Annotated in this window: 10 protein-coding genes and 2 pseudogenes; 10 read left to right on the top strand and 2 right to left on the bottom strand. The window is 75.6% G+C overall.

Features of this window, described 5'->3' with window-relative positions; genetic code table 11:
• Positions 1–89 precede the first annotated feature (89 nt).
• The 10 genes and pseudogenes from HS99_RS35235 to HS99_RS35275 all read left to right on the top strand — a co-directional run bounded on the left by HS99_RS35235 (position 90) and on the right by HS99_RS35275 (position 13,517).
• A complete protein-coding gene (locus HS99_RS35235; protein WP_030557709.1) occupies positions 90–1,148 on the top strand; it encodes a DegT/DnrJ/EryC1/StrS family aminotransferase in 1,059 nt (352 codons plus the stop codon).
• Between the two features lie 66 nt (positions 1,149–1,214).
• Positions 1,215–2,393 carry a cytochrome P450 gene (locus tag HS99_RS35240; protein WP_030557708.1) on the top strand — a complete coding sequence of 393 codons (1,179 nt, stop codon included), beginning with the start codon at positions 1,215–1,217 and terminating at the stop codon, positions 2,391–2,393.
• A gap of 86 nt (positions 2,394–2,479) precedes the next feature.
• Complete coding sequence (locus tag HS99_RS35245; protein WP_030557707.1) at positions 2,480–2,674, top strand: ferredoxin; 195 nt, start codon at positions 2,480–2,482, stop codon at positions 2,672–2,674.
• 26 nt (positions 2,675–2,700) lie between these two features.
• Positions 2,701–3,450, top strand: coding sequence for a thioesterase II family protein (locus HS99_RS35250; protein ID WP_030557706.1), 750 nt, complete (start codon positions 2,701–2,703; stop codon positions 3,448–3,450).
• A 56-nt stretch (positions 3,451–3,506) separates the two neighbouring features.
• Complete coding sequence (gene pabB / locus HS99_RS35255) at positions 3,507–5,762, top strand: aminodeoxychorismate synthase component I (protein ID WP_050366840.1); 2,256 nt, start codon at positions 3,507–3,509, stop codon at positions 5,760–5,762.
• Between the two features lie 159 nt (positions 5,763–5,921).
• Positions 5,922–10,346, top strand: a pseudogene (locus tag HS99_RS35260) (type I polyketide synthase); the annotation flags it as partial.
• A gap of 293 nt (positions 10,347–10,639) precedes the next feature.
• Complete coding sequence (locus HS99_RS47320) at positions 10,640–11,077, top strand: acyl carrier protein (protein WP_244916004.1); 438 nt, start codon at positions 10,640–10,642, stop codon at positions 11,075–11,077.
• A gap of 154 nt (positions 11,078–11,231) precedes the next feature.
• Positions 11,232–12,116 (top strand): annotated as a pseudogene (locus HS99_RS35265) (ATP-binding cassette domain-containing protein); the annotation flags it as partial.
• Positions 12,113–12,979: an ABC transporter permease gene (locus tag HS99_RS35270; protein WP_232543197.1), complete on the top strand. Its 867-nt coding sequence runs from the start codon at positions 12,113–12,115 to the stop codon at positions 12,977–12,979. The pseudogene HS99_RS35265 and the gene HS99_RS35270, both read left to right, overlap by 4 nt.
• Positions 12,980–13,103: 124 nt before the next feature.
• Positions 13,104–13,517, top strand: a complete 414-nt coding sequence (locus tag HS99_RS35275) for a GNAT family N-acetyltransferase (protein ID WP_030557699.1) — start codon at positions 13,104–13,106, stop codon at positions 13,515–13,517.
• Between the two features lie 124 nt (positions 13,518–13,641).
• Here HS99_RS35275 and HS99_RS35280 read toward each other — a convergent pair whose 3' ends face one another.
• Positions 13,642–14,502, bottom strand: a complete 861-nt coding sequence (locus tag HS99_RS35280) for a N5-glutamine methyltransferase family protein (RefSeq protein WP_051835652.1) — start codon at positions 14,500–14,502, stop codon at positions 13,642–13,644.
• Between the two features lie 227 nt (positions 14,503–14,729).
• Positions 14,730–20,695, bottom strand: a 5,966-nt coding sequence (locus tag HS99_RS35285) for an SDR family NAD(P)-dependent oxidoreductase (protein ID WP_079151554.1), incomplete at its 5' end; no start/stop codon positions are given.

Below are 20,695 nucleotides of genomic sequence, written 5' to 3' on the forward strand. Positions count from 1 at the left end.
CGGCGCCCCCGGCCCGCCCCCGGCCCGCCCCCGGCCGCGAACGACGCCGGGGGCCCGCCACGTCACGTCACGTCCCAGAGTGAGGACCCATGCCCTTCACCATCCCCGTGTCCCGCCCCAGCCTCGACGGGCGGGAACTGGAGTACGTCACCCGCACGATCGGCGACGGCTGGATCTCGTCCCAGGGCCCGTACGTCCGCCGCTTCGAGGAGGCCTTCGCCGAGTACAACGGGTCCGCCCACGGCGTCGCCTGCTCCTCGGGCACGGCCGCGCTCACCCTGGCGCTGCGCGCGCTCGGCGTGGGCCCCGGGGACGAGGTGATCGTGCCGGAGTTCACCATGATCGCCTCCGCCTGGGCGGTCACCTACACCGGCGCCACCCCGGTCTTCGTCGACTGCGCGGACGACCTGAACATCGACGTCGCCCGGATCGAGGAGCGGATCACCCCGCGCACCAAGGTGATCATGCCGGTGCACGTCTACGGCCGCCGCTGCGACATGGCCGCGGTCATGGACCTCGCCCACCAGTACAACCTGCGGGTGGTCGAGGACTCCGCCGAGGCCCACGGCGTCCGCCCGACCGGCGACATCGCCTGCTTCTCGCTGTTCGCCAACAAGATCATCACGGCCGGGGAGGGCGGCATCTGCCTCACCGACGACCCCCGCCTGGCCGGTCAACTGGCCCACCTGCGGGCCATGGCGTTCACCACCGACCACAGCTTCCTGCACAAGAAGCTCGCCTACAACTTCCGGATGACGGCCATGCAGGCCGCCGTCGCGCTCGCCCAGACCGAGCGGCTGGACGAGATCCTCGCGGCCCGCCGGGAGATCGAGCGCCGCTACGACCAGGGCCTCAAGGACGTCCCCGGCCTCACCCTGATGCCGCCCCGGGACGTGCTGTGGATGTACGACCTGCGTACCGAACGCCGCGCCGGGCTGCGCGAGTTCCTCGCCGCCGAAGGCATCGAGACCCGGCTGTTCTTCCAGCCGATGAGCCGCCAGCCCGGTTACCTCGACCCGGCCTGGCCCGGCCTCAACGCCACCCGGTTCGCCGCCGACGGCCTCTACCTGCCCACCTACACCGCGCTGACCCCGACCGACCAGGACCGGGTCATCGACCGGGTCCGCGCCTTCCACGGCGCGTCCTGACCCGTACGCCCCGGCCCCCGCACGGGGCCACCGGACCCGCACCGCCCCCGAGGGAGACCCGACGACATGACGAGCACCGGACCGCGGGTGGTCGACTTCCCGCTGCGCCGGCCCGGCGAGGCCTTTCCACCGCCCCACTACCAGGACTACCGCGGCGAGCGCGGCCTGGTGGTGTGCCACCTGCCCAACGGCAACCGGGTCTGGCTGGTCACCCGGCACGAGGACGTCCGGGCCGTCCTGACCGACCGCCGGATCAGCTCCAACCCCGACCACCCGGGATTCCCCAACATCAGCCAGACCATGGGCGTGCCCCGCCAGGAGCAGATCCCCGGCTGGTTCGTCGGCCTGGACTCGCCCGAGCACGACCGCTTCCGCAAGGCGCTGATCCCCGAGTTCACCGTCCGCCGGGTCCGCGAGTTGCGGCCCGCGGTCGAGCAGACCGTGGACCGGTGCATCGACGGCCTGCTGGCCGCGGGCACCGAGGCCGACCTGGTCGCCGACTTCGCCCTGCCCGTCCCCTCCCTGGTGATCTCCGCGCTGCTCGGCGTCCCCCCGGCGGACCGGGACTTCTTCGAGTCCCGCACCCGCACGCTGGTCGCCATCCGCTCCTCCACCGACCAGCAGCGCGACACCGCCTCGCGCGAACTGCTGCGCTACATCAACCGCCTGGTCGCCATCAAGCAGAAGTGGCCGGGCGACGACCTGATCAGCCGGCTGCTGGCGACCGGCGCGATCGACCCCCGGGAGATGTCCGGGGTGCTGATGCTGCTGCTCATCGCCGGCCACGAGACCACCGCCAACAACATCGCGCTCGGTGTGGTGACGCTGCTCGCCCACCCGGAGTGGATCGGCGACCCCCGGGTGGTCGAGGAGACCCTGCGCTTCCACTCGGTGGCGGACCTGGTCTCGCTGCGGGTCGCCGTCGAGGACGTCGAGATCGCCGGCCAGCAGGTCCGGGCCGGCGAGGGCATCGTGGCCCTGGTCGCCGCAGCCAACCACGACGAGCGGGCCTTCGCCTGCCCGCACGCCTTCGACCCTGCCCGCACCGAACGCCACCACGTGGCCTTCGGCTACGGCGTCCACCAGTGCCTGGGCCAGAACCTCGTCCGGGTCGAGATGGAGATCGCCTACCGCAGGCTCTTCGAACGCATCCCGGGCCTGCGCCTGGCGGTGCCGGCCGAGGAACTCCCGTACAAGTACGACGGTGTGCTGTGCGGGCTGCACGCGCTGCCGGTCCGCTGGTGACCGCGGCAGCCGCCGCCGGACCGTGACGGGCACGCCCCCGGCACGCCACCACCCACGCTCCCGACCACGCCCCAGGAGAACCGATCATGCGCATCACCGTCGACACCGGCCGCTGCGTCGGCGCGGGCCAGTGCGTGCTGAACGCCCCCGCGGTGTTCGACCAGGACCACGACGGCGTGGTCGAGGTCCACGACCCCGCGGCCGCCGCGGCCGACCCGGAAGCCGTCGCCCTGGCCGCCACGCTCTGCCCGTCCGCCGCGATCACCGTCCACCGGGACTGACTCGCGCCCTCGAGAGGACCGACCCCATGACCAGTCCCAGCACCCTGTGGCTGCGCCGCTTCCATCCGGCGGCCGGCCGGCCGGTACGCCTCGTCTGCTTCCCGCACGCCGGCGGCTCCGCCAGCTACTACCACCCGGTCTCCGCGGCCCTGTCCGCCGACACCGAGGTGATCGCGCTGCAGTACCCCGGCCGCCAGGACCGCCGCACCGAACCCTGCCTCGACTCCATCGACGCCCTGGCCGACCGGATCACCGACGAACTGCTGACCCTCGAGGACCGGCCGACCCTGTACTTCGGCCACAGCATGGGCGCCGTCCTCGCCTTCGAGACCGCCTGGCGACTGGAGCAGAAGGGCGGCCCCGCCCCCCGCGGCATCATCGCCTCCGGCCGCCGGGCGCCCTCCACCCGCCGGGCCGAAACCGTCCACCAGCGCGACGACGCGGGCGTCCTGGCCGAACTCCGACTGCTCGACGGCACCAACACCCGGGCCCTGGAGAACGAGGAGATCCTGCGGATGTCGATGCCCGCGATCCGCGCCGACTACCGCGCCGTCGAACGCTACACCTGCGAGCCCGGCCGGGTGCTGCGGTGCCCGATCACCGCCCTCACCGGCGACGCCGACCCGCGCACCACCGTCGCCGAGGCCGAGGCCTGGCAGGAGCACACCAACGGCGGCTTCCGCCTCCGGGTGCTCCCCGGCGGCCACTTCTTCCTCGCCGAACAGCAGGCGGCGGTCCTGCGGGAGATCACCACCGAGCTCGCCGAGCTCCGCTGACCAACCGCCCGCCGACCCACGCCCCGCAGGCGGCACCGGCAGGACAAGGATCCCTGATGCGCACTCTCCTGGTCGACAACTACGACTCCTTCACCTACAACCTCTTCCACTACCTCGCCGAGGTCAACGGCAGGGAGCCGGAGGTGATCCGCAACGACGACCCGTCCTGGCGGCCCGGACTGCTCGACGGCTTCGACGCCGTCGTCCTCTCCCCCGGCCCCGGCACCCCGCACAACCCCGCCGACTTCGGCCACTGCGCGGAGATCGCCCGCGAGGGACGCCTGCCGGTGCTCGGCGTCTGCCTCGGGCACCAGGGCCTGGCCCTGGCCCACGGCGCCTCCGTCGGCCGGGCGCCCGCGCCCCGGCACGGCCGGACCTCCGCCGTGCGGCACACCGGCACCGGCCTCTTCCGCCGGCTGCCCAACCCGCTGGAGGTCGTCCGCTACCACTCACTGGCCGTCACCGCGCTCGCCCCCGGACTGGAGCCGATCGCCTGGGCCACCGACGACGGAGTGGTGATGGCCCTCCAGCACCACGAACTCCCGCTGTGGGGCGTGCAGTTCCACCCCGAGTCGATCGGCACCGAGGCCGGGCACCACCTGCTCGCGAACTTCCGGGACCTCGCCGAGGAGTTCAACCGGACGCACCGGCCCGGCCCCCGGCACGTCCCCGCCGCGCGCCGCGTGCCGGCGGACGCCCCGGCCGCACCGGTCACCCGGCGGCTGACCGTGCTGAGCCGCACGGTCGACACCCGGTGGGACGCGGAGACCGTCTTCGACCGGCTCTTCCGTACCGGAAGCCACCCGTACTGGCTCGACAGCAGCCTCCCCGGCGGCCGGCTCGGCCGGATCTCCGTGCTGGGCGACGCCTCCGGCCCGCTCGCCCGGGTGGCCACCGCCGACGTCTTCCGCGGCACCGTGACGGTGCGCTCCGGGGACACCGCCGAGGTGGTGCACGGCGCCTTCCTGGACTGGCTCGACGCGGACCTGCGCACGCTGCGTACCGAACTGCCCGAGCTGCCCTTCCACTTCGCGCTGGGCTGGGTGGGCTGCCTGGGCTACGAGCTCAAGGCCGAGTGCGGCGGCGACCGCGCCCACCGCTCGCCCGACCCGGACGCGGTCATGGTGTTCGCCGACCGGGCGGTGGTGCTCGACCACGACACCGGCACCGTCCACCTGCTCGCCCTCGCCGAGGACGGCCGCACGGGACCGGCCGACACCTGGCTGGCCGCGACCGCCGCCACCCTGGCCGGGCCCGCACCCGTCCTCGCCGACCCGGCCCCGGTCCGCCCCGGCGAGGCCGCCCCGCTGCGGCTGCGCCACCGCCGCCACGCCTACCTCGACCTCATCGACGCCTGCCAGGACCAGATCAGCGCGGGCGAGACCTACGAGGTCTGCCTCACCAACATGATCGACGGCCCCGCCGCCCTCGACCCCTGGCAGGCCTACCGGTCCCTGCGCAGGATCAGCCCCGCCCCCTTCGCCGCCTTCCTCGACTTCGACGGGCTGTCCGTGCTCAGCTCGTCCCCCGAACGCTTCCTGCGGATCGGCCCCGACGGGACGATGGAGTCCAAGCCGATCAAGGGCACCCGGCCGCGCGGCGCCACCGTGGGCGAGGACGCCGTGCTGATCGCCGACCTGGCGGCCAGCGAGAAGGACCGCGCCGAGAACCTGATGGTGGTCGACCTGGTCCGGCACGACCTCGGCAGCTGTGCCGAGACCGGATCCGTGGTCGCCGAGCCGCTGTTCGACGTCGAGACCTACGCCACCGTCCACCAGCTGGTCAGCACCGTCCGGGCCCGGCTGCGCTCCGGGCGCAGCGCGGTCGACGGGATCCGCGCCGCTTTCCCCGGCGGCTCCATGACCGGCACCCCGAAGATCCGCACCATGCAGATCATCGACCGGCTGGAGAACGGCCCGCGCGGGATCTACTCCGGCGCGATCGGCTACGTCTCGCTGACCGGTGCCGCCGACCTGAGCATCGTGATCCGCACCGTCGTGCTGAGCGGCGGGCGACTGCGCTACGGGGTCGGCGGCGCGATCATCGCGCTGTCCGACGCCGAGGCCGAGTTCGAGGAGACGGTGGTGAAGGCCCGGCCGCTGCTGTCGCTGCTGGGCGCCCCGTTCCCCGGGGAGCAGCCGGCCACGTCCCCGCGGGCGCAGCACGGCGCCGTGTCCGGGTCCGCCGGGTCCGCCCGCTCCGAGGCGGCGACGGGGGCCTGGCCCGGCTCCGGCGCCGACTCCGCGGCCGCTGCCGCTGCCGCTGCCCAGGAAGGCTCTAGGGCTTTCCCGGCGGCGACCGGCCGAGGATGACAGGCGCAGCCGCCACCGAACCCGGGAGTGAAGGTGTCCGTCCACAGCGATGACTACGCGATCGATCCGGCTGCCGGGGCTCCCGGGGCCCTGGGCGGGCACACCCTGCCCGGGGTCTTCGCCGCGGCCGTACGGCGCGCTCCCGACGCCGTCGCGCTGGTGGACGGCGAACGCGAACTGACGTGGCGTCAGTGGCGTTCCGAGGTCGCCGCGCTGGCCCGGGCGCTCCAGGACCTGGGCACCGGCCCGGGCGACGTGGTCGCGGTCCAGCTGCCCAACTGCTGGGAGTACCCGACCGCGCACCTGGCCGTGGCCACGATCGGCGCGGTCATGCTGCCGGTGCACGCCGGCTACGGGGCCGCCGACGTACGGGCGCTGCTTGGCCGGGTGGACCCGACCGCCGTCCTGCTCGCGCCGGAGGCCGCGGACACCGCCGAGGCGCTGGCGGCCGCCGTACCCTCGCTGCGGGCGGTGCTGGTCGCGGGGGACGTCGCGGAGGACCGAACGGGAACGGGCACGGCGGACCGCGCGGGAGAGGTGGCGGGGCGCCCGGCGGCGCTGCCGCCCGGGGTGCGCTCGCTGGCCCGGGCGATGGCCGAACGGGCCGGGCGGGAGCCGCACCCGGTCGAGGTCCGGCCGGACCAGCCACTGGTCGTGCTGCCCTCCTCCGGCACCACCTCGGCCCGGCCCAAGATCTGCCTGCACAGCCACGACGGGCTGCTCTCCAACACCGCCCCCGTCGCCGAGGAGGGCGGTGAGGCCTTCGCCGGGGCGATCCTGACGGCCTGTCCGCTCACCCACCTGTTCGGCCTGCAGTCGCTGCACACCGCGCTGTTCCGGGCCTGCCGGCAGGTGCTGCTGCGCTCCTGGGACCCCGAGCGCTTTCTCGCCCTGGCCCGGCGCACCGCGCCGAGCGCGGTCTTCGCCGTCCCGGCGCAGCTGTACGACGTCGTCGCCGCGCTGGCCCGCGGTGGGCGGCCGGCCGGCTTCCGGCCGCAGCAGGTGCGCACCGCCGGGGCGGCGATCCCGGCCGCGCTGGCCGCCGACGTCCGGTCGGCGCTCGGCGGCGAGCTGGTGGTGGTCTGGGGCATGTCCGAACTGGGCACCGGCACCCGCACCGCGCCGGGCGACCCGGCCACGGCGCGCGGGGTCGGCCGGCCGACCCCCGGCGCGCGGCTCCGGGTCGTCGGCGAGGACGGCTCGGAACTGCCGGCCGGGGAGGCCGGTGAACTGCAGTACCACAGCCCGAGCATGTTCCGCGGCTACCACCGGGAGCCCGAGCTGACCCGCGCCGCGATCACGGCGGACGGCTGGCTGCGCACCGGCGACCGGGCGAGCCTCGGCCCGGACGGCCGGCTCTCCTTCCACGGCCGGTCGGCGGAGCTGATCAACGTGGGCGGCCGGAAGTTCGACGCCACCGAGGTCCAGGAGCTGCTGGCCGCCCTGCCGGGCATCGGTCCGCTGGCCGTCGTCGCCCGGCCGGACGAACGGCTCGGCGAGATCCCCTGCCTGGTGCTCACCCGGCGGGCCGCCCCGGGGATCGGCCTGCGGGCCGTGACCGCCTACCTGCAGGGGCGCGGGGTCGCCGACTACAAGATCCCGCTGGAGCTGGTGACCGTCGACGAGCTGCCGCGCACCCCGGCCGGGAAGGTCCACCGGCGCGGGCTGGAGCAGCTGGTGGCGCCGGAGGAACCCGTGGCGCCCGGCTCCGGGGCGCCCGGGCCCGGGGCGCGGCCGTCCGCCGGGGCCGTGCCGGAGGGCGCGCCGCCGCTCGGCTACGGTGCGGCACTCGACCTCGTCCGCGGCTTCGCCGCCGAGGTGACGGGCCGTGGACCGGCGGACCCGCCGATCGGCCCGGACACCGCGTTCCGCGCGTACGGACTCGACTCCGTGCGCACCATCCGGCTGCGCAACCTGCTGGTGGAGGCCACCGGCCGGGCGCTGCCGGTCAGCCTGGGCTTCGACCACCCCACCCCGGCAGCCGTCGCCCTGCTGCTCTCGGGCTCCGCCCCCGAGCGGGCGGAGGATGAGCCCTGGGCGGCCTCCGAGGAGCCGGTGGCGATCGTCGGGATGGCCTGCCGGCTGCCCGGCGGCATCGCCTCCCCGGACGACTTGTGGGCGCTCCTCGCCGAGGGCGCCCACACCGACTCGGCGTTCCCCGCCGACCGCGGCTGGGACCTCGACGGCCTGTTCCACGACGACCCGGAGCACCCCGGCACCTCCTACGTCCGCCGGGGCGGATTCCTGGACGGCGCCGGACGGTTCGACGCCCCCTTCTTCGGCTTCTCCCCGCGCGAGGCGGTCGCCGCCGATCCTCAGCAGCGGCTGCTGCTGGAGACGGCCTGGGAGGCGCTGGAGCACGCCGGCATCGACCCGACCGGACTGCGCGGCAGCCGCACCGGGGTGTTCACCGGCGCGATGTACCACGACTACGGCGCCGGCGCCCCGGCCGAGCTGGAGGGGCTGCTCGGGATCGGCACCGCCGGCAGCGCGCTGGCCGGCCGGATCTCGTACTCCTTCGGTCTGGAGGGCCCGGCGCTCACCGTCGACACCGCGTGCTCCTCCTCGCTCGTCGCGCTCCACCTCGCCTGCCGCTCGCTGCGCTCCGGCGAGTCCTCGCTCGCGCTGGCCGGCGGCGTCGCGGTGATGGCCACCCCGGCCCCGTTCACCGAGTTCTCCCGGCTGCGCGGGCTCTCCCCCGACGGCCGCTGCAAGTCCTTCTCGGACGACGCGGACGGCGCCGCCTGGGCCGAGGGCGTCGGCCTGCTCGTGCTGGAACGGCTGAGCGACGCCCGGCGCAACGGACACCCGGTGCTCGCCCTGGTGCGCGGCTCCGCGGTGAACCAGGACGGCGCCTCGAACGGCATCACCGCACCCAACGGCCCCGCGCAGCAACGGGTGCTCCGGCGCGCGCTCGCCGATGCCGGGCTCGGGCCGGGCGACCTGGACGCCGTCGAGGCGCACGGCACCGGGACGGCCCTGGGCGACCCGATCGAGGCCCAGGCGCTGCTCGCCGTCCACGACGGCGCGCGCCCGGCGGACCGGCCGCTGTGGCTGGGGTCCGTCAAGTCCAACCTCGGGCACACCCAGGCCGCGGCCGGGGTGACCGGGGTGATCAAGACGGTGCAGGCACTGCGGCACGGCCTGCTGCCGAGGACGCTGCACGTCACCGAGCCGACCACCCGGGTGGACTGGTCCTCGGGCGCGGTCCGGCTGCTGACCGAGGACCGGCCCTGGCCCCGGGAGGGCGGCCGGGTGCGGCGGGCCGGGGTGTCCTCGTTCGGGATCAGCGGGACCAACGCCCACGTGGTGCTGGAGGAGGCGCCGCCCGGGCCGGACCGCACCGGGCCGGCGGCCGACGGCGGCCCGGTGCCGGCCGCGTCCGACGACCGGGCCGAACCGGACTCCGCGAGCCGACCGGTGCCGTTGACGCTCTCCGCACGCGGCGAGCGGGCCCTGCGGGAGCAGGCCGGGCGGCTGGCCGCGCACCTCGCCGCCCACCCCGGGCTCGCCCTGCCGGACCTCGCCCACGCGCTGGCCACCACCCGTGCCGTGCACCGGGACCGGGCCCTGCTGGTCGGCGCCGACCGGTCCGAACTCGTCGACGCACTGGAGAGGTTCGCCGCCGCCGAGCCCGGTCCGGTGGCACCGGCGACGGGCCGGCGGGACGGCGGCGGTCGGCTCGCCTTCGTGTTCGCCGGCCAGGGCAGCCAGCGGCCCGGCATGGGGCGGCAGCTGTCGGCCGACCACCCCCGGTTCGCGGCCGCGCTGGACGAGGTGTGCGCCCTGCTCGACCCGCTGCTGGCCCGGCCGCTGCGCCCGGTGCTGTGGGAGGAGCCGGAGGCGCTCGACCGCACGGAGTTCGCCCAGCCCGCGCTGTTCACCCACGAGGTCGCGCTGTACCGGCTGCTGGACTCCTGGGGCGTCCGGCCCGACCTGCTGGCCGGGCACTCGGTCGGCGAGATCGCCGCCGCGCACGTGGCCGGGGTGCTGTCGCTGCCGGACGCCTGTGCGCTGGTCGCCGCGCGCGGGCGGCTGATGCAGGCCCTCCCGGCCGGCGGCGCGATGCTCGCCGTCCGGGCCACCGAGGACGAAGTCCGGCCGCTGCTCGGCGAGTCGGTCTCGCTCGCGGCGGTGAACGGGCCGTCCTCGGTGGTCGTCTCGGGCACCGAGGACGCGGTCGCGGCGATCGAGGCCCGGTTCGCCGACCGGAGGACCACCCGGCTGCGCGTGTCGCACGCCTTCCACTCCGCGCTGCTGGAACCGATGCTGGCCGAGTTCCGGGCCGTGGTCGAGGGATTGGCCTTCGCCGCTCCCGCCGTGCCGCTGGTCTCCGGGGTCACCGGACAGCCGCTGACCCGGGAGCAGGCCCTGGATCCCGGCCACTGGGTCAGCCAGGCCCGCCGACCCGTCCGGTTCCGGGACGCCGTCGAACGGCTGCGCACCGAACGTGTCGACGCCTACCTCGAACTCGCCGCGGGCGCCGCGCTGGCGCCGATGGTCGGCGAGTGCCTGGCCGCCGGGGGCGCGGGGCGGTCGACCGGGGACGCGGGCGCCGCCGTACTGACGACCGCGCCGGCGGACCAGGCCGACGAGACCCGCTCGCTGCTGGCCGCCGTCGGCCGGCTCCACCTGCACGGCGTTCCGGTGGACTGGGACGCCGTGCTGCCCGGCGCCCGGCCGGTGCCGCTGCCGACGTACCCGTTCCAGCGGCAGACGTACTGGCTGGCGGCCGCAGCGCCCTCGCCGTCGGCGCTGCCCGTCGTGGTGCCCGCGCCGGACGGTCCGTCGGCCGCGCTCCCGGGCGGCTGGCGGCGGGCGGCCCGGCCGAGCGCGACGCCGTGCTGCGCCGGCTCGTCCTCGCCGAGACCGCGGGCGTGCTCGGCCGGTCCCCCGCCGAACTGGACCCCGCTCAGCCCTTCGCCGCCCTCGGCGTCACCTCCGTCAAGGCGATCGAACTGCGCGAGCGGATCGCCGCGGCCACCGGCACCGTGCTCCCGGCCACCCTGGTCTTCGACCACCCGTCCCCGGACGCCGTGGTCCGCGCCGTCGGAGCCCACCTCGACGGAGGCCCCGGGCGGCCGCACACCACGGGTGAACTGGTGGATCTGCTGGCCGAGTTGCTCACCAGCGGCGCGAGCCTCGAACCGGCCGACGCCACCCGGCTGCGCGAGCTCGCCCGCCGCGGCGCGGCGGCCGGCGGGGCCGCGCGCCCGGACGCCGGCTCCGGCTCCGGCGCCGGTACGGGCCTCGGCACCGACCTCGGCACGGCCACCGACGACGAGCTGTTCCGCCTCATGGACGCCCTCGACTGACACCCGTCACGAGCGGCTCACCCGACCTGTCCGACCACCACCGCCCTACGGAGAACCGGCCATGACCCCCACGCCCCCGGGCGCCGACGACCCCGTGATCGAGGCGGTCGACGTCGGCATGACCTTCGGCGACGTCCGCGCCCTCGACTCGGTCAGCCTCACCGTCCCCCGGGGCAGCGTGCTGGCCCTGCTCGGCCACAATGGGGCCGGCAAGACCACCCTGGTCAACGTCCTCACCACCGCCCTGCCACCCACCACCGGCCGGGCCAGCGTCGCCGGGTACGACGTCCGCGACCGGCCGGCCGAGGTCCGCCGGCGGATCGGCCTCACCGGCCAGTACGCCACCGTCGACGGACGGCTGAGCGGCCGCGACAACCTGCTGCTGCTCGCCGGGCTGCTCGGGGCCGGACGCCGCGCCGGCCGGGCCCGGGCCGACGAACTGCTCGGCCTGTTCGACCTCGGACACGTCGCCGACCGGCCCGCCCGCGGCTACTCGGGCGGGCTGCGCCGCCGCCTCGACCTGGCCGCGAGCCTGGTCGGGCGGCCCGAGGTGGTGTTCCTCGACGAGCCGACCACCGGGCTGGACCCGGTCAGCCGGCTCGGCCTGTGGGAGATCGTCGAGGGCCTGGTCGCCGAGGGCACCACCGTGCTGCTCACCACCCAGTACCTGGACGAGGCCGACCGGCTCGCCGACTCCATCACCGTGCTCTCCGGCGGCACCGTCGTCGCCGACGGCACCCCGGCCGAGCTCAAGGCCCGGGTCGGGCGGCGCACCGTCACCCTCGTCCTGGAGCCCTCCGACGACCCGGACCGCGCCGTCCGGGCCCTGCGCGAGGCCGGCTTCGCGCCCGCCACCGGGGGGAAGGGCACCGCACTGGTCGTCCCCATCGAGGCCACCCGCGAGGTCGCGGCGGTGGTCCGGGCGCTCGACGGGGTGGGGGTCGAGGCCGCCGAACTGACCTTCGGCGAGCCCGGCCTGGAGGACGTCTACCTCGCCCTGGCCCACCGCCCCGACCGCTCGGAAGGACCCGCCCGGTGACCACCCCGACCACCCCGGCCAGCAGCCTCGACACCGGCCGCCCGCCCCGCACCCCGATGCCCACCGCCCCGGCCTGGCGGGGCAGTTCGCGGCCGACCCAGGTTCGTATCCTCACCGGGCGGTCGCTGCGCGCACTCGTCACGGACCCGGCCGTGCTGCTGTTCGGCCTGCTCCAACCCGTCATCACTCTGGTGGTGCTCTCCCAGGTGTTCAGCCGGATGGGCCTGCCCCCGCACTTCCCGCCCGACGTCACGTATCTCGACTTCGTCCTGCCCGCCGTCCTCGTGGACAACGCGGTGCAGTCCGCCGTCCAGTCCGGGGTCGGGCTCGTCGAGGACCTCCAGAACGGCATCGTCGCCCGGCTGCGCTGCCTGCCCGTCGCCCCGGGCTCCCTCCTGCTCGCGCGCAGCCTCACCACCCTGGTGCGCGCCGCGGTGCAGGCCGTGATCATCCTGCTGCTGGGCACGCTCCTGCTCGGCTACCACCCGCGCGGCGGGGCGGGTGCCGTCGCCGCCTCGATCGGGCTGACCCTCTTCATGAGCTGGGCGCTCGGCTGGCTCTTCATCGCCGCGGCCGCCTGGCTGCGCCGGGCCGAACCCATCCAGAACCTGGCGATCATCGCGGTGCTCCCGCTGATGTTCGCCTCCAGCGCCTACGTCCCCACCGCCGACCTCCCCGGCTGGCTGGCCGCGGTCGCCCACGTCAACCCGCTCACCTACGCGATCGACACCACCCGCGCCCTGGCCCTCGGACTGCCCGGCACCGGCTCCGCCGGGCCGGCCCTGCTGCTCGGCGCCGCCGTGGCCGGGCTCGGTGCCTGGCTGGCGGCGCGTGGCTTCCGCCGGCCGCTCACACCGCGCTGACGGCACCCCGCCCGCGCTCGCGCACGGGAAGTCGGACCGGCCGACTTCCCGTGCGCGGGTGCGTGGGCACCGGGGGACGGAAACCGGGCGACCGCGGCCGCGAGGTCATGGCAGGCTGCCCCGCATGGTGATCAACGATGCGTCGCCGACCGCCGGTGAGGTTCTGACGGTCCGTCCCGGTCTGACGGACGCCGAGCTCAACGAGCTGTTCGGAGCGGCCTGGCCGGATCACCGGCCGACCTCCTTCGCCCCGGTGCTGTCCCGCAGCCTGACCTGGATCGCGGCACGACGGGCCGGCCGGCTGATCGGATACGTCAACCTCGTCGGTGACGGCGGCGCGCACGCCTTCGTCCTGTCCACCACCGTGCACCCGGACGAGCGCCGGCGGGGGCTCGGGGTGCGCCTGGTGCGGGCGGCCGCCGACGAGGCCAGGGCGTGCGGCGCGGAGTGGCTGCACGTCGACTACGAGCCGCACCTGGAGTCCTTCTACGGCGAGTGCGGCTTCCGGCCGACCGCCGCCGGCCTCCTGCGGCTCTGAACCGTACCCCGGGGCGCTTGCGGCGGGGCCGGGGGCGCCTGCGGCGGGGCCCGGCGTCCGGCGCCCCGACCGGCACCACGGCGCGGCCTCCTGACGGCTCCGCGGCCCCCGGCGCCGGCCCGGGTCAGGAGGCCGTCCGCACCGCGGACGAGTAGAGCGGCCAGCCGTCGTGGTCGGGGCGGCAGGACACGTCGGCGAAGCGGCCGGACTCCCGCAACAGCCCCGGGACCGTCGCGCCGTGCAGGTGGCCGTGCTCGACCACCAGCACACCGCCCGGCCGCAGCAGACCGGCCGCCGCCTCCACCACCTGCCGGACCACCCGCAGGCCGTCGGCACCGCCGAACACCGCCTGCCGGGGCTGGTAGCGGCCGAACTCGTCCGGCACCTCTGCCGCGTCCGGCATGAACGGCGGGTTGGCGAGCACCAGGTCGGCCCCGGCCGCCAGCCCGGTGAGGGCTCCCGCCCGGGCCGCCTCCCCCTCGTGGACGGTGACCTCGGCGTCCCCGAGCGCGGCCCGCCGGGCCGCGTTGCGGCGGGTGAAGTCCACGGCGACGGGATCGAACTCGACCGCGTGCACCCGGGCGTCCGGCCGCGCGTGGGCGAGTGCCAGCCCGATCGCGCCGGAACCGGCGCACAGGTCCACCACCGTCGGCCCGGCGATGCCCTCGACGGCCTTCCGACCGGCCGCCAGCACCAGCTCACTGTGTACCCGGGGCACGAACACCCCCGGTCCGACGGCGAGTTCGAGGCCGGCGAAGACCACTCGCCCGGTCAGATGGCCGAGCGGGACACCGTCGGCTCTGCGGCGCACCAGCTCGCGCAGCCGGCGCACCGCCCGGCCGTCCAGCGGCCGTGCCGGATCCAGCCCGTCCGGCTCCGCCCCGAGCACCCGCGCGGCCAGCTCCACCACCTCCCGCCGGGCCGCCGACCGCGCCACACCCCGCAGGGCCGGCTCCGCCTCGTCGAGCAGGTCCCCGAGCACCATCGGTCCCATCGTTGCCTCCCGGCCGTGTGGAGCGACGTCCGCCGCCGCACGATGCCGCCCACTGTGCGGCCGGTGGCGCTAGGTGAGCTCCCAGAACTGGCGTCCGGACGGGCGGGGGCACGATGCGGTGCCGCTCACCGCCGACCGACGGTCGGCCGCCGTGGGCGCAACGGAGATCGCGGGAGCCCACCGAGTGGGCTCCCGCGACGGGAAGGGCGGCGGACCGGTCAGTCGGACAGGCCCAGTTCGTTGTCCAGCAGCTCGAACATCTCGTCGTCCGAGGCCGTGTCGAAGTCGAAGGCCCCCGGGCCTGCGGGCCCGGCCGCGGCGGCGCTCCCGGCGGCGAGCCACTTCGAGCGCAGCACGTCCAGGCGGGCGGCCACCTGGTCGAACAGCTCCTGGTCCGCTCCCTCGGCCTCGCCCGCGCCGAACGCCTTCTCCAGCCGGTCGAGTTCGGCCAGGATCGCGGCCGGCCCGGCGGTCGGTTCGGGTGCCAGGCCGAGCCGGTCGAACAGATGCTCGGCCAGGTCCGCGACCGTCGGGTGGTCGAAGACCAGGGTGGCGGGCAGTCGCAGGCCCACCAGCGAGCCCAGGCGGTTGCGCAGCTCGACGGCCGTCAGCGAGTCCAGGCCGAGGTCCTGGAAGGCCCGCTGCGGGTCCACCCCGGACGGATCGGTGTGCCCGAGGACGGCGGCCACCTGTCGGCGGACCGCCTCCAGCAGCGCCTCGCCCCGCTCGGTGCCCGGCAGTTCGGACAGCTGTCGGACGAACGCGGCGCCGCCGCCCGGCACACCGTCCGCACCCGCGGCCGCACCGCGCCGCACCGGCATCCGGACCAGTCCGCGCAGCAGGGGCGGGAGCTCGCCGCGCTGCCGCAGGGCGGCCGGGTCCAGTCGCAGCGGCAGGACGACGGGCTCCGGGCCTGCCGTGGTGGCGTCGAAGAGCGCCAGTCCCAGGTCCGGGGTGAGCGGCGGCAGGCCGGCCCGGGCCAGGCGTTCGGCCTCGGCCCCGGTGAGCGCGCCGGTCATGCCGTCGCCACCGGTCCATGGGCCCCAGGCCAGCGAGACCGCGGGCAGGCCGAGGGAGCGCCGGTGCCGGGCGAGCGCGTCCAGGAACGCGTTGGCCGCGGCGTAGTTGGCCTGGCCCGGGTTGCCGAGCGTCCCGGCCGCCGACGAGAACAGGACGAAGGCGGTGAGGTCCAGGCCCTCGGTGGCGCGGTGCAGGTGCCACGCGGCGTCCGCCTTCGGGCGCAGGACTCCGGAGATCCGCTCGGGCGTGAGCGAGCCGATCGTCCCGTCGTCCAGGACGCCCGCGGTGTGCACCACCGCACGGATGTCGTGCCTGGCGAACAGGCCGGTGACGGCGGCCTCGTCGGCCACGTCGCAGGCCTCCACCACCGCTTCGGCGCCCATTTCGGCCAGCTCGGCGACCAGCTCGGGCACGCCGTCGGCGGCGGCGCCGCTGCGGCTGACCAGGAGCAGGCCGCGCACGCCGTGCTCGGCGGCGAGGTGCCTGGCCAGCAGACGGCCCAGGCCACCGGTGCCGCCGGTGATCAGCACGGTGCCCTCGGTGGGCCAGCTCGGCGGCGTGCTCGCGAGCTCCTCCCGGACCAGCCTGGCGGCGAACAACTCGCCTCCACTCAGCCGGAGTTGCGGCTCGTCGATGGCTGCGACGGCGGGCCGGAAGCCGGTCTCGCCGGGGGCCAGGTCGAGCAGGCCGAACCGGCCCGGCTCCTCCGAGGCCGCCGATCGCACCAGGCCCCAGGCGGTGGCGGCGGCGAGGTCGTCACCGGACACCGCGCCGCGCGTCACGAAGACCAGCCGCGCGGCGGCGAACTCCTCGTGCGCGAGCCAGGTCCGCACCAGGTCCAGGACCTCGGCCGCCCGGTCGTGCACCGACTCGGCGCCGCCGGCGGGGAGTTCGGTGAACACCACGGCGGGCAACTCGGGGTGCCCGGCGAGCGCGGCCAACGCCTCTGCGGTCGGCTCGACCGAGAGGAAGGGGGTGTCCGGGTCGGTCCGGTCCGAGGTGGCGGCCGCACCGGTGAAACCGGTTGCGGCGGCGGTGCCGGTTGCGTCGGCCGGCAGTGGCACCGGCACCCAGTCGACGCGGAACAGCGCGTCATGACCGGCCGGGCGGTCGACGGCGCCCAGCTGCTCGGCGGTGACCGGCCGGACCGTGAGCGAGCCCACCGACGTCACCGGGCGCCCGTCGGCGTCGACGGCGGCCAACGCCAGTCCGCCGGATGCCGACGGCGCCAGCCGGACCCGGAGCGCCGACGCACCGGAGGCGTGCAACGCGACGTCCTCCCAGGCGAACGGCACCCCGGCCCCGCCCTCGCCCTGCCCGCCACCCGCGGCGAGCGTGTGCAGGCAGGCGTCGAACAGCGCCGGGTGAAGGCCGAAGCCCGCACCCTCGATGCCCTCGGGCAGGGCGACCTCGGCGAACACCTCGTCACCGCGCCGCCAGGCCGCCCGCAGGCCCCGGAACGCCGGTCCGTAATCGAAGCCGGCCTCGGCCAGCCCCTCGTAAAGACCGCTCAGATCCATCTGCTCGGCACCGGCCGGCGGCCACACCGAGGTGTCGAACTCCACCGGCGCCGCACCCGTCCCCAGGATGCCGCTCGCGTGCAGGGTCCAGGGCTGCAGGCCGCCCGAGCCCGGACGGGAGTGCACGGTCACGGGCCGTCGGCCCGCGTCGTCCGGCGCGCCGACGGCGAGCTGGAGCTGTACGGCGCCCGTCCCCGGAAGAACCAGCGGCGCTGCGAGGGTCAGTTCCTCGACCCGGTCGCAGCCGACCTCGTCACCCGCCCGGACGGCCAGCTCCACCAGCGCCGTCCCCGGCACCAGGACGGAGCCCAGGACGACGTGGTCCCCGGCCCAGGGGTGCGAGCGGGTCGACAGACGGCCGGTGAACAGGACGCCGTCGCTGTCGGCCAGCTCCAGCGAACCGGTGAGCAGCGGGTGCTCGGCGGTCCTGAGGCCGGCGGACTCGACGCCCCGGCCGACGGGCAGCCCGGTCGGCCAGTAGTCCCGGTGCTCGAAGGCGTAGGTCGGGAGCTCCGCGAGGTGCCGACCGGCTCCGGCGAGCAGGGCGCGCCAGTCGACGTCGGTGCCGTGGACGTGGAGTCGGGCGAGGGCTTCCACGAAGGTCGCTTCCTCGGGGCGGTTGCGGCGCAGGGCCGGGGTGGTGACGGTGTCGTCGGCCTCGGGCAGCGTGTTCGCGGTGAGGGCGGTGAGGACGGCGTCGGGGCCCAGTTCGAGGTACCGGCGGACGCCCTGGTCGTGGAGGGTGCGGAGGCCGTCGGCGAAGCGGACGGCCTCGCGGACGTGGCGCATCCAGTAGTGCGCGTCGGTCGTGCCGGTGACCAGCTCCCCGGTGAGGTTGGAGACCAGCGGGGTCGACGGCGCGTGGTAGGTCAGGCCGTCGAGGACCTGCCGGAAGTCCTCCAGCATCGGGTCCATCAGCGGGGAGTGGAAGGCGTGCGAGACCCGCAGTCGGCTGGTCCTCCGGTCGGCGAAGTGCGCCTCGACCGCCGCGACCGCTTCCTCCGTGCCCGACACCACCACCGAGGACGGCCCGTTCACGGCGGCTGTCGACACCTCGCCGTTCAGCAGCGGCCGGACCTCCTCCTCCGTCGCCTGCACGGCCAGCATCGCGCCACCGGAGGGCAGTGCCTGCATCAGCCGGCCACGGGCGGCCACCAGGGTGCAGGCGTCGGCCAGCGAGAACACCCCCGCCACGTGCGCGGCGGCCACCTCACCGATCGAGTGCCCGGCCACGAACTCCGGCCGCACCCCCAGCGACTCCACCAGCCGGAAGAGCGCCACCTCCACCGCGAACAACCCCGCCTGGGCGAAGTCCGTCCGGTTCAGCAGCTCCGCGTCCGCACCCCAGACGACCTCCCGCAACGGCAGGTCCAGCTCCGCACAGACCGCGTCGAAAGCCTCCGCGAACACCGGGAAGCGCTCGTACAACTCCCGGCCCATACCAAGCCGCTGCGAGCCCTGCCCGGAGAACAGGAAGGCGTGCTTGCCCTCCGAAGCCACCCCCCGGGCCACCTCCACGCCGTCCACCAGCACCGCCCGGTGCCCGAACCGCGACCGGCCCGCCAGAGTGAACGCCACATCCGTGAGCGGGAGTCCGGCTGCTCCGGCACACCGGGCCACCTGGAGGTCCAGCGCCGCCTCCGACTTGGCGGACACCACCCACGGCACCAGGCCACCGGCCTCGGTGGCCTCCGGGTCCGCCACCGGATCGGGCTGTTCCAGGATCAGGTGGGCGTTGGTGCCGCTGATCCCGAAGGAGGACACGCCTGCCCGGCGCGGGTGACCGGTGGCCGGCCACTCCGTGCGCTCGGCCAGCAGTTCCACCGCGCCCGCTGTCCAGTCCACGTGCGAGGAGGGCTGGTCGATGTGCAGTGACTTCGGCAGCGTGCCGTGCTGCATGGCCAGCACCATCTTGATCACACCAGCGACACCGGCCGCCGCCTGGGCGTGCCCGATGTTCGACTTGATCGAACCGAGCAGCAGCGGCAGTTCACGGTCCTGCCCGTACGTCGCCAGCAACGCCTGTGCCTCGATCGGGTCACCCAGCGTGGTGCCGGTCCCGTGCGCCTCCACTGCGTCGACCTCGGCGGGTGCGAGACCCGCGCTCGCCAGCGCCTGCCGGATCACCCGCTGCTGCGACGGACCGTTCGGCGCCGTCAGACCATTGGACGCACCGTCCTGGTTCACCGCACTGCCCCGCAGCACAGCGAGTACGCCGTGTCCGTTGCGCCGGGCATCCGAAAGACGCTCCAGCACGACCATGCCCACGCCTTCGCCCCAGCCGACCCCGTCCGCCGCCTCCGCGAAGGCCTTGCTGCGGCCGTCGGCGGCCAGACCGCGCTGCCGGGAGAACTCGACGAACGTCGCCGGGGTGGACATCACCGTCACACCGCCGGCCAGCGCCAACGAGCACTCACCGCTGCGCAGGGCCTGGGCGGCCAGGTGCATGGCCACCAGCGAGGAGGAGCAGGCGGTATCGACCGTCACCGCCGGGCCTTCCAGACCGAGCGTGTAGGAGACCCGGCCCGAGGCCACGCTCCCCGCACTGCCACTGCCCTGGTAACCCTCGAACTCACCACCGCCGAGCAGGCCGGCATAGTCGGCGTACATCACGCCCGCGAACACACCGGTACGACTGCCCCGCAACGACACCGGGTCGATACCCGCCCGCTCGAACGCCTCCCAGGACGTCTCCAGCAGCAACCGCTGCTGCGCGTCCGTCGCCAACGCCTCCCGCGGACTCATCCCGAAGAAGCCCGCGTCGAACGCGGCCGCCTCGCGCAGGAACCCGCCGGTGCGGGTGTAGGAGGTGCCGGTGTGGTCCGGGTCCGGGTGGTACAGCGACTCGACGTCCCAGCCGCGGTCCGCCGGGAAGTCCGACACCGCGTCCACCCCGTCGGCGACCAGCCGCCACAGGTCCTCCGGTGAGGCGACGCCTCCGGGGTAGCGGCAGGCCATGCCGACGATCACGATCGGGTCGTCGGACGGCGTGGTCACCACCGCCGGGAGTTCCGTCGTCCGCTCGGTGCCGAGCAGGCCGTCCAGCAGGAAGCCGGCCAGGGCACGGGCGGTCGGGTAGTCGAAAACGACGGTCGCCGGGAGCTGGAGCCCGGTGACCGACCGCAGCCGGTTCCGCAGCTCCACCGCCGTCAGCGAGTCGAAGCCGAGGTCCTGGAACGCCCGGGAGGGGTCGACCGTCGCCCGGCTCCGGTGGTCCAGCACCAGCGCGATCTGGTCACGCACCAGGTCGAGGACGGCTTCGTGCCGGTCCTCCGCGCCCAGGCCCGAGAGCCGCCGGGTCAGGTCGATCGCGGCGGGGGCCGAGGCCGCCCGACGCACCGGTGTCCGGACCAGGCCGCGCAGCAGGGCGGGGACCTCGCCCCGGTCCCGGACCGCGGCCAGGTCGAGCCGGACGGGCAGGACGGCCGCTTCCGCCGCGCCGACTGCCGCGTCGAACAGCGCCAGCCCGTGCTCCGGGTCGAACGGCGGCACTCCCGCGCGGGTCATCCGCACCCGTTCGGCTTCGGTGAGGGTGCCGGTCATGCCCGCCACCCCGGACCACGGACCCCACGCCAGCGACACCCCCGGCAGACCCAGCGCACGCCGGTGCACCGCCAACGCGTCCAGACAGGCATTGCCCGCCG

The organism is Kitasatospora aureofaciens (assembly GCF_001188955.3).
GTDB classification, from domain to species: Bacteria; Actinomycetota; Actinomycetes; order Streptomycetales; family Streptomycetaceae; genus Kitasatospora; species Kitasatospora aureofaciens.

Coding starts and splice junctions, on each gene's coding strand:
- HS99_RS35240 (WP_030557708.1), top strand. CDS start 1,215: ATGACGAGCACCGGACCGCGGGTGGTCGACTTCCCGCTGCGCCGGCCC.
- HS99_RS35280 (WP_051835652.1), bottom strand. CDS start 14,502: ATGGTGCTCGGGGACCTGCTCGACGAGGCGGAGCCGGCCCTGCGGGGT.
- HS99_RS35245 (WP_030557707.1), top strand. CDS start 2,480: ATGCGCATCACCGTCGACACCGGCCGCTGCGTCGGCGCGGGCCAGTGC.
- HS99_RS35250 (WP_030557706.1), top strand. CDS start 2,701: ATGACCAGTCCCAGCACCCTGTGGCTGCGCCGCTTCCATCCGGCGGCC.
- HS99_RS35235 (WP_030557709.1), top strand. CDS start 90: ATGCCCTTCACCATCCCCGTGTCCCGCCCCAGCCTCGACGGGCGGGAA.
- pabB (WP_050366840.1), top strand. CDS start 3,507: ATGCGCACTCTCCTGGTCGACAACTACGACTCCTTCACCTACAACCTC.
- HS99_RS35275 (WP_030557699.1), top strand. CDS start 13,104: ATGGTGATCAACGATGCGTCGCCGACCGCCGGTGAGGTTCTGACGGTC.